The sequence below is a fragment of the Methylibium sp. T29-B genome (assembly GCF_000576225.1).
Lineage (GTDB): Bacteria > Pseudomonadota > Gammaproteobacteria > Burkholderiales > Burkholderiaceae_C > Methylibium > Methylibium petroleiphilum.
Map to the genome: position 1 here is coordinate 1 of NZ_AZSN01000094.1, position 14,527 is coordinate 14,527.

General features: G+C 71.4%; 16 protein-coding genes and 4 pseudogenes. 2 read left to right on the plus strand and 18 right to left on the minus strand.

Features of this window, described 5'->3' with window-relative positions:
* Nucleotides 1–1,068: pseudogene (locus tag Y694_RS14455) on the plus strand (efflux transporter outer membrane subunit); the annotation flags it as partial.
* A 25-nt stretch (nt 1,069–1,093) separates the two neighbouring features.
* Here the strand turns inward: Y694_RS14455 and Y694_RS25975 are convergent.
* From Y694_RS25975 to Y694_RS14525, 17 genes and pseudogenes are all read right to left on the minus strand, one after another.
* On the minus strand, nt 1,094–1,618 hold the full coding sequence (locus Y694_RS25975; protein WP_310732256.1) for a sodium:solute symporter family transporter: 525 nt from the start codon (nt 1,616–1,618) through the stop codon (nt 1,094–1,096).
* Nucleotides 1,614–3,101, minus strand: a pseudogene (locus tag Y694_RS14460) (VC_2705 family sodium/solute symporter); the annotation flags it as partial. The gene Y694_RS25975 and the pseudogene Y694_RS14460, both read right to left, overlap by 5 nt.
* Nucleotides 3,102–3,186: 85 nt before the next feature.
* The gene (locus Y694_RS14465; protein WP_051495799.1) at nt 3,187–3,483 is read right to left on the minus strand and encodes a DUF4212 domain-containing protein; all 297 of its coding nucleotides are present in this window, start codon (nt 3,481–3,483) and stop codon (nt 3,187–3,189) included.
* A 37-nt stretch (nt 3,484–3,520) separates the two neighbouring features.
* Nucleotides 3,521–3,817, minus strand: a complete 297-nt coding sequence (locus Y694_RS14470; protein WP_011828464.1) for a cupin domain-containing protein — start codon at nt 3,815–3,817, stop codon at nt 3,521–3,523.
* A gap of 73 nt (nt 3,818–3,890) precedes the next feature.
* Nucleotides 3,891–4,712, minus strand: coding sequence for a phosphonate ABC transporter, permease protein PhnE (phnE, locus tag Y694_RS14475; RefSeq protein ID WP_036233633.1), 822 nt, complete (start codon nt 4,710–4,712; stop codon nt 3,891–3,893).
* Nucleotides 4,709–5,500: a phosphonate ABC transporter, permease protein PhnE gene (phnE, locus tag Y694_RS14480; RefSeq protein WP_036233635.1), complete on the minus strand. Its 792-nt coding sequence runs from the start codon at nt 5,498–5,500 to the stop codon at nt 4,709–4,711. The genes phnE (Y694_RS14475) and phnE (Y694_RS14480) overlap by 4 nt, the downstream gene beginning before the upstream one ends.
* An 82-nt stretch (nt 5,501–5,582) precedes the next feature.
* Nucleotides 5,583–6,347 (minus strand): annotated as a pseudogene (phnC, locus tag Y694_RS23530) (phosphonate ABC transporter ATP-binding protein); the annotation flags it as partial.
* On the minus strand, nt 6,334–7,275 hold the full coding sequence (phnD, locus tag Y694_RS14490) for a phosphate/phosphite/phosphonate ABC transporter substrate-binding protein (RefSeq protein ID WP_036233639.1): 942 nt from the start codon (nt 7,273–7,275) through the stop codon (nt 6,334–6,336). The pseudogene phnC and the gene phnD, both read right to left, overlap by 14 nt.
* A gap of 188 nt (nt 7,276–7,463) precedes the next feature.
* Nucleotides 7,464–7,931, minus strand: a complete 468-nt coding sequence (locus Y694_RS14495; protein WP_036233641.1) for a hypothetical protein — start codon at nt 7,929–7,931, stop codon at nt 7,464–7,466.
* Nucleotides 7,928–8,839: an ABC transporter permease gene (locus Y694_RS14500; protein WP_036233643.1), complete on the minus strand. Its 912-nt coding sequence runs from the start codon at nt 8,837–8,839 to the stop codon at nt 7,928–7,930. Before Y694_RS14500 ends, Y694_RS14495 begins: the two co-directional genes overlap by 4 nt.
* Nucleotides 8,840–8,841: 2 nt before the next feature.
* Nucleotides 8,842–9,174, minus strand: a complete 333-nt coding sequence (locus Y694_RS14505) for a hypothetical protein (RefSeq protein ID WP_036233646.1) — start codon at nt 9,172–9,174, stop codon at nt 8,842–8,844.
* Complete coding sequence (locus tag Y694_RS24885) at nt 9,171–9,311, minus strand: hypothetical protein (protein WP_197028794.1); 141 nt, start codon at nt 9,309–9,311, stop codon at nt 9,171–9,173. The genes Y694_RS14505 and Y694_RS24885 overlap by 4 nt, the downstream gene beginning before the upstream one ends.
* Before the next feature lie 87 nt (nt 9,312–9,398).
* A pseudogene (locus Y694_RS26810) lies at nt 9,399–9,817 on the minus strand (ATP-binding cassette domain-containing protein); the annotation flags it as partial.
* A gap of 70 nt (nt 9,818–9,887) precedes the next feature.
* On the minus strand, nt 9,888–10,040 hold the full coding sequence (locus Y694_RS24330; protein ID WP_155935835.1) for a hypothetical protein: 153 nt from the start codon (nt 10,038–10,040) through the stop codon (nt 9,888–9,890).
* Between the two features lie 82 nt (nt 10,041–10,122).
* A complete protein-coding gene (locus Y694_RS14515) occupies nt 10,123–11,568 on the minus strand; it encodes an alkaline phosphatase family protein (protein ID WP_051495801.1) in 1,446 nt (481 codons plus the stop codon).
* A 157-nt stretch (nt 11,569–11,725) separates the two neighbouring features.
* Complete coding sequence (locus tag Y694_RS14520; RefSeq protein WP_231497701.1) at nt 11,726–12,625, minus strand: MurR/RpiR family transcriptional regulator; 900 nt, start codon at nt 12,623–12,625, stop codon at nt 11,726–11,728.
* 75 nt (nt 12,626–12,700) lie between these two features.
* On the minus strand, nt 12,701–13,000 hold the full coding sequence (locus Y694_RS14525; protein ID WP_011828463.1) for a YciI family protein: 300 nt from the start codon (nt 12,998–13,000) through the stop codon (nt 12,701–12,703).
* A gap of 121 nt (nt 13,001–13,121) precedes the next feature.
* Between Y694_RS14525 and Y694_RS14530 the strand changes: the two genes are divergently transcribed.
* Nucleotides 13,122–13,688, plus strand: coding sequence for a cysteine dioxygenase (locus Y694_RS14530; protein WP_036233649.1), 567 nt, complete (start codon nt 13,122–13,124; stop codon nt 13,686–13,688).
* Nucleotides 13,689–13,702: 14 nt separating this feature from the next.
* On the opposite strand, the gene Y694_RS14535 is transcribed toward Y694_RS14530, so the two are convergent.
* A partial coding sequence (locus Y694_RS14535) for a LysR family transcriptional regulator (protein ID WP_036233691.1) occupies nt 13,703–14,527 on the minus strand: 825 nt, incomplete at its 5' end.

A 14,527-nucleotide genomic window follows, 5' to 3' on the forward strand; every position in this document is an offset into this window, starting at 1 on the left:
CACGCTGATCAGCACCGGCGCCACCCTCGGCTACGAGGTCGACCTGTTCGGCCGCCTGGCCGGCGCCAGCCGTGCCGCCGCGCTGGACGCGCGGTCGCGCGAGGCGCTGCTGCAGAGCACCCGCCTGCTGGTGCAGGCCGACGTGGCCCAGACCTATCTCGCGCTGCGCGCCCTCGACGAGGAAAGCGCACTGGTGCGCGACACCGTCACCGCCTACCGCGACACGCTGAGCCTGATCGAGCGTCGGTTCAACGCCGGCGACATCGCCGAGCTCGACGTGGCACGGTGCGCACCCAGGTGGCGTCGACCGAGTCGGAGGCGCTGGCGCTCGACCGCCGCCGCGCGGAACTGGAGCACGCGCTGGCGGTGCTGGTGGGCGCAGCGGCATCCGACTTCCACGTGGACATCGCGGACTGGCGCAGCGCGCTGCCGGTCATCCCGGCCGGCGTGCCGAGCACGCTGCTGGCACGGCGTCCCGACGTGTCGGCCGCGCAGCAGGCGATGCTGGCCGCGCAGGCGCGCGTCGGTGTCGCGAAGGCGGCCTGGTTCCCGAACCTCTCGCTCACCGCCTCGGGTGGCTACGCATCGCCGGAGCTGGGCGACCTGTTCCAGTGGTCGGCGCGCTCCTGGGGCATCGGCGCGCTGCTGTCGCTGCCGCTGTTCGACGGCGGCCGGCGCGAGGCCGGCGTGCAGAACGCGAGCGCCGAGCTCGACGCTGCGCTGGCCGGCTACCGCGAGCAGGTGCTGGTGGCGTTCCGCGATGTCGAGGACCAGCTGTCGGCGCTGCGCTACCTGGCCGATCAGGACAGCGCGCAGGCCCGCGCGGTCGCGGCCGCGAGCCGTGCGACGGTGCTGTCGAGCTCGCGCTACCGCAACGGCCTGGTGAGCCAGCTCGACCTGCTGGACGCGCAGCGCAGCGAACTCGCCAACCGCCGGCAGGCGCTGCAGGTGCGTTCGGCGCAGTACCAGGCGACGGTGGGCCTGGTGCGCGCCCTGGGCGGCGCGTGGGACGCGCCGGCCGGGGTGGTGGGCACGGTCGCGCCTGGGCAGGCCGCGGTCGGCAGCTGAGCGGCGAGGCGGGTCGCTCGCGGCCTCAGCGCTCGCCGGGCTGGGGCGTGTGCAGGTTCCTGAGCCAGCGCATCCGCTCGGCGTCGGGCGGTTTCGTCAGCAGGCTCACGACCACGGCCACCGCGAGCCCGAACGGCACCGCGAACACGGCCGCCGCGACCGGATGGATGTCGAACCAGCGGGTCGCGACCGAGGGTGGGCCCAGCCCGAACAGCGCGCGACCCATCTCGAAGTTGACCGCCATGTAGTAGACGCACAGGCCCAGGCCGGCCAGCATGCCGGACGAGGCGCCGATGCCGTTGGCGCGCGGCCAGAAGATGCCCAGCGCCAGCGCCGGGAAGAAGGCCGCGGCCGCCAGCGAGAACGCCGCCGCGACCAGTGGCACCACCTGGGCGATGTGCAGCGACGCGACATAGGCCGCCAGCAGCGCGACCAGCAGCACCACCATCTTCGCCATCAGCACGCGGCGCGCCGGGCTGATCTGGCGGGTTGACCGACTGGTAGTACACGTCGCGCGACAGCGAATTGGAGATCGTGAGCAGCAGGCCATCGGCGGTGGACAGCGCCGCGGCCAGGCCGCCAGCCGCGACGAGGTAGGTCACGACGCTCGGCAGCCCGCCGATCTCCGGGGCGGCCAGCACGATCATGTCGCTGCTCAACTTGAGCTCGCCGAACTGCAGCAGTCCGTCGCCGTTGACGTCCTCCACGGACACCAGCGAGCCGCTCAACCGCGACCAGCGCAGCAGCCAGCCCGGCAGCTCGCTGAACCGAAGGCCCACCACGTGCGTCAGCACCTCGTGCTTCACGAACACCGCGAGCGCGGGTGCCATCAGGTAGAGCAGCAGGATGAAGAACAGCGCCCAGCCCACCGAGCGCCGCGCGGCGCGCACCGACGGCGTGGTGTAGCAGCGCATCAGCACGTGCGGCATCGCGGCGGTGCCGACCATCAGGCACAGCACCAGCGCGAGGAAGTTGCGCCGGGCCGAGCTCTCCGTCGCATCGGCGCTGCCGGGCGGCGCATCCGTGCCGTCGGCCACGGTGCGCACCGGCCCGGCATGCGGCGGCAGCCCGCCCAGCGGCCGGGCCCGGGCAGCGGCCTCGTCGCGTGCCTTCACATAGCTCTCGCGAGCGTCTTCCTCGTTGCGCGGCAGCGTGGCCTGCATCCGCCGCAGCTGCTGGATCTGGGCCAGCGGCGCGGCCTCGGCGCGCAACTGCGCGATCTGCGCCGACAGCTGGCGGTCGTCTTCTTCCATGCTGGCCCGCACATTGCCGAGCTTGGCGTCGGCCTGGGCGGCGCGCTGCGCATAGCGCGCCATCACCTCGCGCTCGCGCGGGTCGGCGACGAGCTGGCGCTCGCGCTCGCTCACCTGCTGCAACTGAGCCCCGTAGGCGAACGGCGCGACCGGGTTGCCGGTCTGCTTGACCGACAGCCACACCGTCGGCACCAGGTAGGCCACGATCAGCACGATGTACTGCGCGACCTGGGTCCAGGTGACCGCCCGCATGCCGCCGAGGAAGGAGCACACCAGCACGCCCCCGAGGCCGACGAACACGCCGATCTCGAAGCTGAAGCCGGCCAGGTGCGAGGTGACCAGGCCCACGCCGTAGATCTGCACCACCAGGTAGACGAAGGACACCAGCACCGCCGCTGCCGCGCCGACCAGGCGCGGCAGCGAGCCACCGTAGCGGGCGCCGAGGAAATCGGGGATGGTGAACTGCCCGAAACGGCGCAGGTAGGGGGCCAGCAGCACCGCGACCAGGCAGTAGCCGCCGGTCCAGCCCAGGATGTAGGCGAGGCCGGCGAAGCCCTGCAGGTAGAGCACGCCGGCGGTTCCGATGAAGGAGGCGGCCGACATCCAGTCGGCCGCGGTGGCCATGCCGTTGTACATCGCCGGCACGCGCCGGCCGGCGACGAAGTACTCGGTCTCGTCGGTGGTGCGGCACAGCAGGCCGATGACGGCATAGACGCCGATCGTCGCGATCAGGAAGGTGGCGCCCACCCAGCCGTGCCGGCCGCCGCCGCGATCGACCATGCCGACCAGCGCGACGAAGGCCAGCACGCCCAGCGCGAACAGACCGTAGATGCGGTGCAGCCGGCGCTCGAAGCCGCGGGCCGGATCAGCCAAGCCCGCGCTCCCCGGGCGGCGCCGGCTCGTCGGCGTGGAAGCGCGCGTCCAGCCGTTCCATCGTCAGCGCATAGCCCACGACGATGGCCAGGTAGACCAGCAGCGCGCCCTGGGCCACGATCCAGTAGCCGAGCGGAAAGCCGGCCACGCTGTCCGGCAGGACCTGCGCCAGACCGGGGAAGAACACGGTGACGCCGGCCCACAGCGCCACCAGCGCGGCCGTCAGGCGCAGCACGCGCCGCCAATGGCGCGCCTGCCTCGGGCGCTCGGGGTCCGCCGGTCCCTCCATGCCCTGCTCCTGCGTTGCGGCGCGTCTGCAGCGCCGCTCAGGATGCGGCCGCAGCGGCGTTGCGTCGGGCCACCCAGTAGGTCGCGCCCTCGCTGCCATAGCGCTCGGCGTGCGGCACGTCGTGCGCCAGGTCGAAGCGGTCACCGGGGCGCAGGTGGCGGGTCTGCGTGTCCACCGTCAGCCACATCTCGCCCTGGACCACCAGGGCCTCGACCGAGAACGGGTGCGTATGCGTGTCCAGCGCGACGAGCGGCTGCCAGCTGCGCTCGATCACCTCGTCGTAGCCTCGCGCGAGCGCGGCGGCCTTGAATTCCGGGAACGTGACGGCGCTCATGGGCGACTCCGCTGTCGGTTGCTGTGGATGCGGATTCTGCCTGCGGCGGCGCTGCAGCGCGTGCGCCGCCTGCCTAACGAAGCCGGCGGCGCACCCACGCGCTCAGCCATTCGCTGAAGACCACGGTGACCAGCACGCACAGCAGCAGCATCGCGACCTTCGGCCAGGCGAGCACACCGAGCGCCGCATCGAGCTTCATGCCGATCCCGCCGGCACCGACCAGTCCGAGCACGGTCGACTCGCGGATGTTGATGTCCCAGCGGAAGATGCCGATGGCCGCCGCTGCCGGAGCCACCTGAGGCACGACCGCCCAGGCCATGACCTGGGCGCCGGCGGCGCCGGTGGCGGTGATCGCCTCGAGCGGCTGCGGATCGATCTCCTCGATCGCCTCGTGCAGCAGCTTGCCGATGAAGCCGATGGAGCGCAGCGCGATGGCCACGATGCCGGCGACCACGCCAGGGCCCAGCACCGCCACCAGCAGCAGGCCCCAGATCAGCGAGTTGATGGACCGCGAGGCCACGATGACCGCCAGCGCCGCCGGCCGCAGCAGGCGGCGGCTCGGCGTCGTGTTGCGGGCGGCCAGGAAGGCGATGGGCAGCGCCAGCGCGCCGCCGAGCAGCGTGCCGAGCGTGGCGATGTTGAAGGTCTCCCACAACGGCTGCCACAGCTGCGCCATGAAGTCCCAGTCGGGCGGCAGCATGCGTGCGCCGATGTCGGCGGCCTGCGCCGGCGCATCCAGCACGAAGCCCCAGATCGTCTCCTGCGTCATCACCTGGAACGCCGCGCAGACCCCGCACAGCCCGAGGACCCATGCGGCGTAGCCCAGCCATTCGGCGCGCGTGCTGCGCCGCCGCCAGCGGGCGGGTCCGGCCGGCGGCGGACGGGTCGTCGTCACAGCGCCCGCCGACGCAGCCAGCCCGACAGCAGTTCCGTGGCGGCCACGACGACCACGATCACGACGATCACGGCCGCTGCGGTGCGGTATTCGTAGCGGTCCATCGCGGTGTGCAGCGTCGTGCCGATGCCGCCGGCGCCGACCACGCCGATCACCGCCGACTCGCGGAAGTTGATGTCGAGCCGGTACAGCGACAGCCCGACCAGGCGCGGCCGGATCTGCGAGAGCACCGCGAAGTCGAGTTGCTGCAGGAAGCCGGCGCCGGTGGCGCGCAAGGCCTCGAGCTGACCGGGCTCGATGTCCTCCACCCGCTCGGCCAGCAGCTTCGCCATGAAAGCGACCGTGGCGAAGCTGAGCGTCAGGAAGCCGGTGAACGGCCCGAAGCCGAACAGCACCACCAGCAGGATCGCGACGATCACCTCGTTGAAGCTGCGCGACACGGCGATCACGCCGCGGCACGGCAGGTAGATCCAGCGCGGGCTGAGATTGCGCGAAGCGCCGACCGCGAGCGGCAGCGAGAGCACGATGCCGACCGCCGTGGCGGTGATCGCCATCGTGAGGCTCTCGCGGAAACCGGCCAGCAGGTCGTCGCTTCGAGAGACGAAGTCGGGCCGCGCGAATGCGGCGACGAAGCGGGCGCCACGCGCCAATCCCTCGGCCAGACGTTCGGTGTCGATCTCCAGCGTCGCGAGCGCCAGCAGCAGGTAGAGCCCGACGCCGGCCGCCAGCGCCCACCGGTGGCTGCGCCGGCGGATCCACGGCGGCCTGCGCCATGCGAGCGCCGTCATTCCAGCGCCACGTCGAGGGCCGACGCCACGCGGCGCGGGTCGGCCGGGGCCGAGGGGGCTGCGGCGGCGGCTCGTCGTCACGGCCGTAGATGCGTTCGAGTTCCGTTGCCGTCAGGGCCGCGGCCGGACCGTCGTACACCACCGATCCGTCACGCAGCCCGACGATGCGCGGCAGCAGCTCCATGACCAGCCGCACGTCGTGGCTGCTGACGATCGCGGCGATGCCGTGCTCGCGGCACAGCTCGAGCAGCAGGCGCAGGGTCTCGCGCGAGCTTCGCGGATCGAGGCTCGCGGTAGGCTCGTCCACCAGCAGCAGCCGCGGCTGCTGCAGCAGCGCACGGGCCAGCCCGACACGCTGGCGCTGGCCCCCCGACAACGCGTCGGCCCGCTGGTTCTCCAGGCCCGCCAGGCCCAGCCGCGCCAGCAGCCGGTAGGCCTCGCCGATGTCCGCCGGCTTGAAGCGCCGAAACCAGCTGCGCCAGAAGCCCGTGCTGCCGAGACGTCCGGAGAGCACGTTCTCCATCACCGTGAGGCGGTCGATCAGCGCGTGGTTCTGGAACACCATGCCGATCAGGCAACGCACCCGACGCAGCGCCACATGCGACAGGCCGCGCACGTCCTGCCCGCCGAACAGCACCTGGCCCGCGGTGGGCTCGACCAGGCGGTTCACGCAGCGGATCAGCGTGGACTTGCCCGCGCCGGACGGGCCGATCAGGCCGACCACCTCGCCGGCGTCGAGCCGCAGGCTCACGTCGACCAGCGCAGCCTCGGCGTTCGCGTACCGCTTGTGCAGCCCGCGCAGCTCCAGCAGCGCCGGCGCGCGCGCCGCGGCGCTAGCGGCAGGCATGGCTCACCCCCATGGCCTGGTCGATCTCGCGCACGATCCGCCAGGTCTCCCGGTAGCTGACGGTCAGGAACTTCTCCAGCGGTGGATCGCCGCGCCCGAACTCGCCCGCCAGTGCGGACCCGCGCCAGTCGAACGAGAAGAAGGCCTGGCGCACCTTCGTCGCCAGCTCGGGGGTCAGGTTGTGCGCATGGCCGTAGGCGATGGTCGGGAACGACTCCGACGTGTAGAGCACCACCGTCTGCCCGGGCTTCACCAGCCCGCGGCGCTCCATGCCGAGGCGCACGAAATCGGCAATCGCCGCCGCGGGGTAGTGGCCGTTGGCGACGCCGAGGATGGAGTTGTCGTGCTTGCCCGAGAACACCGGCTGGTAGTCCCGTCCGGCCTTCATGTCGAACTTGTCGCGCAGCAGCAGCGACGCGGCCTTGAAGCCGGAATTGGAGGTCTCCGACGTGAAGGCGATCTTCTTGCCACGGAGGTCGGTCAGACGGTGGATGCCGCTGCCGGGGTGGGTGATGAGCTCCATCGCATAGCCGAAGCGGTTCTCACGGGTGGCCATCACCGCGAAGGGGACGAAGCCGGCGCAGTTGACTGCCAGCGGGATCGAGCCGGGGTTGAAACCGGCCACGTGCAGGCGCCCCGCGCGCATGGCCTCGATCTGCGCGGCATTGCCCTGCACCTGGAAGAACTGCACCCGCTTGCCGGTCGCGCGGGCGAGATGCTGGATGAAGCCGTCCCAGACCTTGGCGTAGACGGCCGGGTCCTCGACCGGCGTGTAGGCGAACACCAGCGTCGACGGGTCCACGCGCGCCGCGGGGTTGGCGGGCGTGTCGGCGACCAGGTCGCCGTCGGCGTCGGCATAGCGCGCGTCCATGGCACTGCCGGTGAACGTCGCGAGCGCCGCGAGCGCGGCGCACAGGAGCTGTTTCATATCCGTCCCGGACCCCCGCAGCGGCTCGACGCACCCGGCGCGGCGCAGGGCGCGCGGGCGCATCGGTTCGTCGCGCATCGATGTCGGGAAAGCGTACCCGCGATCCGGCGACGAAGCCATGCTTCGCCTTGCGGGTAAGCACCATGATGCACCTCGCGGTGCAGCGCAGCATCGACCGCGCGGTGGCGCTATCGGACACGCGTCAGTTGCGCGTCGTAGATCCGCACATGGCTGACCAGGCCCATCTCGTCGGTCTTGCCGCCGGCCTCGAAGCGCCCGGTCACGCGCACCGGCCCGTCGACGTACTCCACCGGCCGCGCGACGAAGATCGGCACGAAGCCGGCCCAGTCGAAGCTCACCGTGTGGAACGGACACAGGAAGGACGGCTCCTTGATCAGCATGAAGTACATGCCGTCGCGCGGCAGGATCCCGTCCATGAAGCCGACCATCGTGACGCGCCGGCCCGACAGAGCGAGCGCCTTGGCCGATAGCTTCAGCACCGGCCCGGCACCGATGCCCTCCTGGAAGGTCGCGCCGACGTACAGCTCGCCGAAGCGCAGCGGCGCGGCGTCCTCGATCGCCTGCACGATGCCCGCGCAGGGCGCAGCCAGCGCCATCAGGCCGGCGGCACGAAGGACCTGGCGTCGGTTCGTCATGGCGCGTTCGACAGGTGGGGCGCGATGTCCTCGCGGCAGGTGAAGTAGGCCGGGACCGCGCCGGCCACCAGGCCCAGCAGCAGCGCCGCTGCCGGCGCCGCGAGTTCGCCCGGCGTGACGCCGGTCAGCTGGAGCGAGAAGCCGCGGCTGCCTTCGACATGCCAGGCGATCGCGGCGGCCGCACCGCGGCCCAGCACGAAACCCAGCGCGGCACCGGCGCCGGCGATCAGCAGCGATTCGGCGATCAGCAGGCGCGCCAGCGTGGCACGTGACGCGCCCAGCGCACGCAGCGTGGCGATCTGGCGGCGACGGTCGATCCCGGCTGCCGCCATGGCCAGCATGACGGCGAAGAAGGCGACCGCCGTCGCCAGCCAGGCCAGGCCGAGCACCACTTCCTCCCCGGCGCGCAGGTACTGCAGCAGCCGCGTGACCTCGCGGCCGGGAACCACCGCCTGCACGCGGGTGTCGCGCGCCAGCGACGCGGCGATGCGCGCCATGTCGCCATAGCTGCGCCCCTGCACCAGCAGTGCGGTGATCTCCGCGCGCGGCGAGCCCTCCGCCGCAGGTGCCGAATGCGCCGCCTCGCCTTCGTGCTCGTGCTCGTGCTCGTGCATCGACCATGCGGTCTCGAGTGCCGTGAAGATGGCGCGGTCGGCAGGAGCCCCTGTCGCCGGCAGCACCGCGGTCACCCGGTACGCCCGTTCCGCATGTTCGGTCGCCAGTTCGGCCGGCAGCTCGACGAGGCCATGGCTGGCGACGAAGCGGCTGCCGACCGCCAGGCCGGCCTGACGGGCCACCTTGGCGCCCACCACGGCGTCGAACGGTCGCGCGAGATCGTCCCCGCTCACGCCGGCGGGCCCGCGGCCCGACGCGTCGAGCAGCCCGAAGTAATCGGGGGTGGTGCCCACGATCAGGTGGCCGCGGTAGCTGTCGCCGAAGATGAAGGCACCAGGCGCGTCACGCCGGCGTCCGCCTGCAGCTGCCGGTACAGCGCGGTCGGGATGTTGCCGGTCGGTGCGTCCATGAAGAACAGCGTCGACAGCACCGCCTGCACCGCGCTGCCCTTGGCGGCGATGAGCAGCTGGTAGCCGCCGGCGCTGCGCTGCAGGCTCTCGCGGGTGGCGGCCGTCAGTGCCAGCGTGGCCGTCAGCAGCAGCACGCCGATGCCCACGGCCAGCGCGGTCAGCAGGTTCGAGGCCGGCCGCGATGCGACATGGCGCCAGGCCAGCGCCCAGGTGTTCATGACGGCGCCGGCGCCACGCCGTTGAAGACCGGCATCTGCAGCACGTGCTCGAGGCGGCCCAGCACCCGCGCGTCGTGCGACGCGATCAGCAGGGCCGCGCCGGCTTCGCTGGCCACTTCGATCAGCAGCTCCAGCACGGCGTCACTGCGACCGGCTTCGAGGCTCGCCGTCGGCTCGTCGGCCAGCAGCAGCGCGGGCCGGTTGGCCAGCGCGCGCGCGATGCCGACGCGCTGCTGCTCGCCGTGCGACAACGCGGCGGGGCGGTGGTGCAGGCGATGACCGAGTCCGACGCGCCGCAGCAGCGTCTCCGCCCGTTCCCGGCGCTGCGCGACGGGCAGCACGTTGGCGAAGCCATCGGCAGCAGCACGTTCTCGATCGCGCTCACGGCCGGGATCAGGTTGAAGCGCTGGAACACGTAGCCGACGTGCCGTGCACGGAAGCGGTCACGCGCGTGCTGCGGCAGCAGCGGCAGCTCGGTGCCGAGCACCCGCAGCTCACCGGCGCTCGGCGGCAGCAGACCGGCGCACAGGTGCAGCAGGGTGGTCTTGCCGCAGCCGCTGGGGCCCGCCAGCCCGTAGATCGCGCCGGACGGGATGCACAGTGCGGCGATGTCGAGCACCTCGACGGACTCGCCGCCCTGCACGAAGCTCCTGCGCAGCCCGTAGCTTCCACCGCCGCCACCCGCTCCGGCGGGCGCACCGCCGCAGCGTCGGTCAACGCAGGGCTTCCGTCAGCACCCGCCCCTCGCAGCCGTTGGGCGGCCGCACGTTCAGGATGTGCGCCAGCGTGCGCCCCAGGTCCACGGTCTCGGAATCACCGAACTTGCCCTGCTTCACCCAGCTCCCGCCGTACATCGCCAGCGGCACGTTGGTGTCGTAGGCCCACGGCGAGCCATGGGTCGATGCATAGCCTTGGGCTTGGCGAACAGATACCAGTTGGGCTTGTTCATCACGACGATGTCGCCGCTGATCTGCTGGTGCCACGCCAGGTACACCTGCTTGGAGAGCTTCGTGTCGGGCAGCTGTCCGGTCTCGAGCTGGGTGCGCGTGTAGACCGCCTCCACCCCGGGGTAGCTGCGCAGGAACTCCTGCGCCGCGTTCTCGACCGCCACCTTGTCGAGCTTGCGCGCGGCGATGAGGTCGTAGTCGACGTAGAGATTCGGGTTCCACCAGGTGATGATGTACTTGCCGTCGCCGAACTTCGCCGACAGCGCGGCGTTGACCTCGGCCACCATCTTCTCGGGTCGATGCGGCCGGCGTCGAGCCGGCGGCTGCTGCTGAACTCGGGGATGTTCATGAAGCCGTGATCGGCCGACAGCGAGACGACGACGTTGCGCAGCCCGACGCGCCGGTCGAGGAAATCGAACAGGTCCGAGAGCACGCGGTCGAGCCGCACCGTCTGGTCCTGCGACTGCCGGCTCTCGGGGCCGAACAGGTGGTTCACGTAATCATGGCTGGTCCAGCTAATGGCCAGGATGTCGGGCACGCCGGCCGGGTTCTGGCCCAGGTTCTCGCCCTCGACGGCCGCCTTGACGAAGTCGAGCGTCAGGTCGTCGCCGTAGGGCGTCCACAGCATCGCGTCGTAGTAGCTCTTGTTCGGTTGGTCGGCGCCTCCGCTGATGGCGTGCGGGAAGCGCGTGCCCAGGCCCTTGTAGTTGGTGGTCCAGGGCCGGTCGTCGGGCGCCGAACGCGCGTACGCCTCCTCGGGCAGCAGCATCGTCCACTGCTTGCCGAAGTAGCGGTCCTGCGGCTTGCCGGCGTAGAACTTCTTCCACCAGTCCGGGTAGTCCTTCATGTAGTAGTCGGACGTGATGAAGCGGCCCGTCGTGGTGCTGTGCATGTAGGCCGTGCCCAGCTGCCCGGCCAGGCCGATCGCGCTGCGGTCCTTGCCGGCGATCGCGATCATCCGGGACTTGCCGTTCGCGTACATCAGCTCGTCGCCGACCGTCGTGACCTTCATGTTGAACGGCGAGGTGCCGGCGTGCTCGGGCGTTTCCTCGTCCAGGTACTTGTGGCGCGCGTCCTCGGTCGAGTACACGCGCTTGCGGCTCTTCTTGTCGATCCAGTCGTTGCCGACCACGCCATGCTTGTAGGGGTGCGCGCAGGACAGCAGCGTGGCGTGCCCGACGCCGGTGTAGGTGGTCGCGTGGCTGTAGTGGTTGTTGCTGAACCAGGCGCCGTCGTCGAGCAGCAGCTTGAAGCCGCGCCGCGCATAGAGGTCGTAGTACTTGACCAGCTGCTCCTGCGGGAAGCCGTCGACCACCATGAACACCACGAGCTTGGGCAAGGGCTTGCTGGCCGGGGCATCGGCCGCCACCGCAGGCCATGCCAGCGCCAGCGCGCCGGCCGCGGCCAGGGCACGCAGCCCCGAAGAAATCCCGGAAAGACCGGTCATGGCTTGTCTCCTCGTTGTTTGGGCGACGGCATCGGCACGGCGCAACTGAGTAAAGCTCAGCGTATAAATAATCTACGTTGAGCTTTATTCAACGTCAAGTGCGGTTTTCCTGCCGCGCTCGCGGCCGTGCGCCAGACCGTGGCGCGGGCGCGGCGGCTCAGTAGCGCTTGAGCGACAGCACCTGGTAGGTGCGGCGCACGATGTCGACCGCGCGGTCGTAGTCGGTCAGCGCGAGGCAGGCGATCAGCACGTCGATGATGGCCAGCTGGGCCAGCCGGCTCGTCATCGCCTCGGTGGTGAAGTTGGTCTCGCGCGCCATCGTGAACAGCACCACTTCGGCGAAGGCCTGGATCGGTGACTTGCCGAAGTTGGTGATGCAGATCGTGCGCGCTCCGGCCTCGCGCGCGAGCTTGGTCGCGGTCACGGTCTCGTGCGTGCTGCCGGAGTGCGACACGGTCAGCACGGCGACGTCCGGCCCGGTGAGCGCGGCGCTGACGGCCTGGATGTGCGGGTCGATCACCACCTTCACGTCGAGCCCGATGCGCAGCATGCGGTACTGCGCGTCCTCGGCGATGCAGGCCGCGCTGCCGACCCCGTAGATCTCGATGCGCCGTGCCGACTTGATGAGCCGCACGGCCTTCTCCATCGCCTGCACGTCGAGGTTGGCCTGGGTGTCGCGCAAGGTCTGCACGTTGCTCTGGAAGATCTTGCGGATCACGACACCGGCATCGTCCTCGGGCTGCAGGTCCTCGTGGATCAGCTGCACCGGCCGCACGATCTCCTGGGCCAGCAGGATCTTCAGCTGCTGGAAGCCGGTGGCGCCGATGCGCTTGCAGAAGCCCACCACGCTGCCTTCGCTGGCGTTGGTTCGCTCGGCGACTTCGGTCACCGACATGTGCACGACGTCGGCGGAATGCTCGATCACGTAGTCGGCAATCCGCTGGGCGGCCGCGCCGAGGCTGGGGTAGAGGGTGTGGATGCGCGAATGCACCGCGCTGGCCGTCATCGTCTGCACGACCGGCGGCACCGTCTCGCGTTTCACCGGCTTCTTGTTCACGTGCAGCGTCCCGAGGCTTGCCGCGCGGCGGGGCAGCTCCCGCCGGCGACGCGTCGAAGGATAGCGCCTGGCCCTTCAGACCTCGGCGAACCCCGCGCGCTGCGGGTACACGTTGCGGAACGGCCGGATGTCGACCCGCGCGTAGAGCCCTCCGACCGTGAAGGGCTCGTTCGCCAGCCAGTCCTCGACCGCGGCGCGGTCGGCGAACTCGGCGACGATCAGGCTGCCGGCCATCGCGCCGCCCTCGTCGAGCAGCGGACCGGCGATCGCCAGGCGGTCGGCGATCAGATCGAGGTGCGCCCGGTGCGCCGGGCGCAGCCGCTGGCGCAGCTCGAGGCTGGCGGGCTTGTCGATCATGTGCAGGGCGAAGAGCATGCGGACTCCGGAAGGTCTGGGTGAGGGAAGGCTCGATTCTGCGGCGTCGCGGCGCCACAATGCGCCGCAGGCTGCGGCCGGCGATCGGCCACCGCGGCCCCCACTTGCGACAGGAGACCCCATGAGCACCGGCCCGCTGGACCGATTCGTCCAGGACCTGGACACCTGCTGGACCGAGACCGCCGGCGCGGAGGTCGCGCTGCTGCCACGCGTCGAGGCGCTGATGCGCACGCTGGTGGCGCACGACGACTGGCTCGACCCCGCGATGGCCCAGCCGCACCCGCAGTACTACCAGCAGTACCTGCTGCATGCCGACCCGCAGGACCGCTACTCGGTGGTGAGCTTCGTCTGGGGCCCGGGCCAGCAGACACCGATCCACGACCACACGGTGTGGGGCGTGATCGGCATGCTGCGCGGCGCCGAGCGCGCCCAGGCCTACGTGCTGGCCGACGACGGCACGCCGCGCCCGAGCGGCCCCGAGGAGCACCTGCGGCCGGGCGACGTGGCCTGCGTGTCGCCGCGCATCGGCGACGTGCACCGCGTGCGCAACGGCCACGACGACCGGGTATCGATCAGCATCCACGCCTACGGCGGCAACATCGGGAAGATCCGCCGCCACGTGTTCCCGCCCGAGGGCGGCTCGGCCAAGGATTTCGTCTCCGGCTACTCCAGCCCGGTGCGCGGCTGAGCCGAGGGCCGCCGTCAGCGGCGGCCCGTGCCGGCCTGGCCGCCGCAGTGGCGGATGAAGTCGGCCGTGGTGCGGCCGGGCCGCTTGTCGCGGCGCAGCACCATCGACAGGCGGCGCGTCGGCAGCGGCAGGCGCGTGTCCAGCGCCACCAGCTGCCCGTCGGCCAGCGACTGCGCGACCGCGTGGCGAGACAGGCAGCCGAGCCAGCCACCGGCCGCCACCACATGCTTGATGGCCTCGGTGCTGCCGAGTTCGATGCCCACCTTCACCTGCGGCAGGTACTGCACCAGCCAGGCATCGGCGACCTGGCGCGTCCCGGAGCCCTGTTCGCGCAGCACCCAGGTGGCCTGCGCGAGCTGGCGCTGCGTGGCCACCCGCCCCGCGAGCGGGTGATCGGGCGCGGCGACGATCACGAGCTCGTCGCTCAGCCACGGGTGCACGACCAGGTCGGGGTGGGTCTGCGGCCCCTCGATGAAGCCGACGTCGGCGTCGAACGCCGCCACCGCTTCCACCACCTCGCGGGTGTTGCCGATGCGCAGCTGCACCGGACTGGCCGGGTGGGTAAGCATCCAGCGCGACACCCGCTCGGGCAACAGGTACTCGCCGATCGTGAAGCTCGCGGCCACGCGCAGCGGCGCCTCATGCGCGCCGCTGAACAGCCCCTCCAGCTCGGCGGCATCGTCGAGCAGGCTCTGCGCCCGCGGCAGCATCGCACGGCCGTTCTCGTTGAGCAGCACGCGGCGGCCCACGCGGTCGAACAGCTGCACGCCGACCACCGCCTCCAGCTCGGCCAGCGCGGTGCTGGCCGCCGACTGCGAGCGCGCCACGCGGTCGGCCGC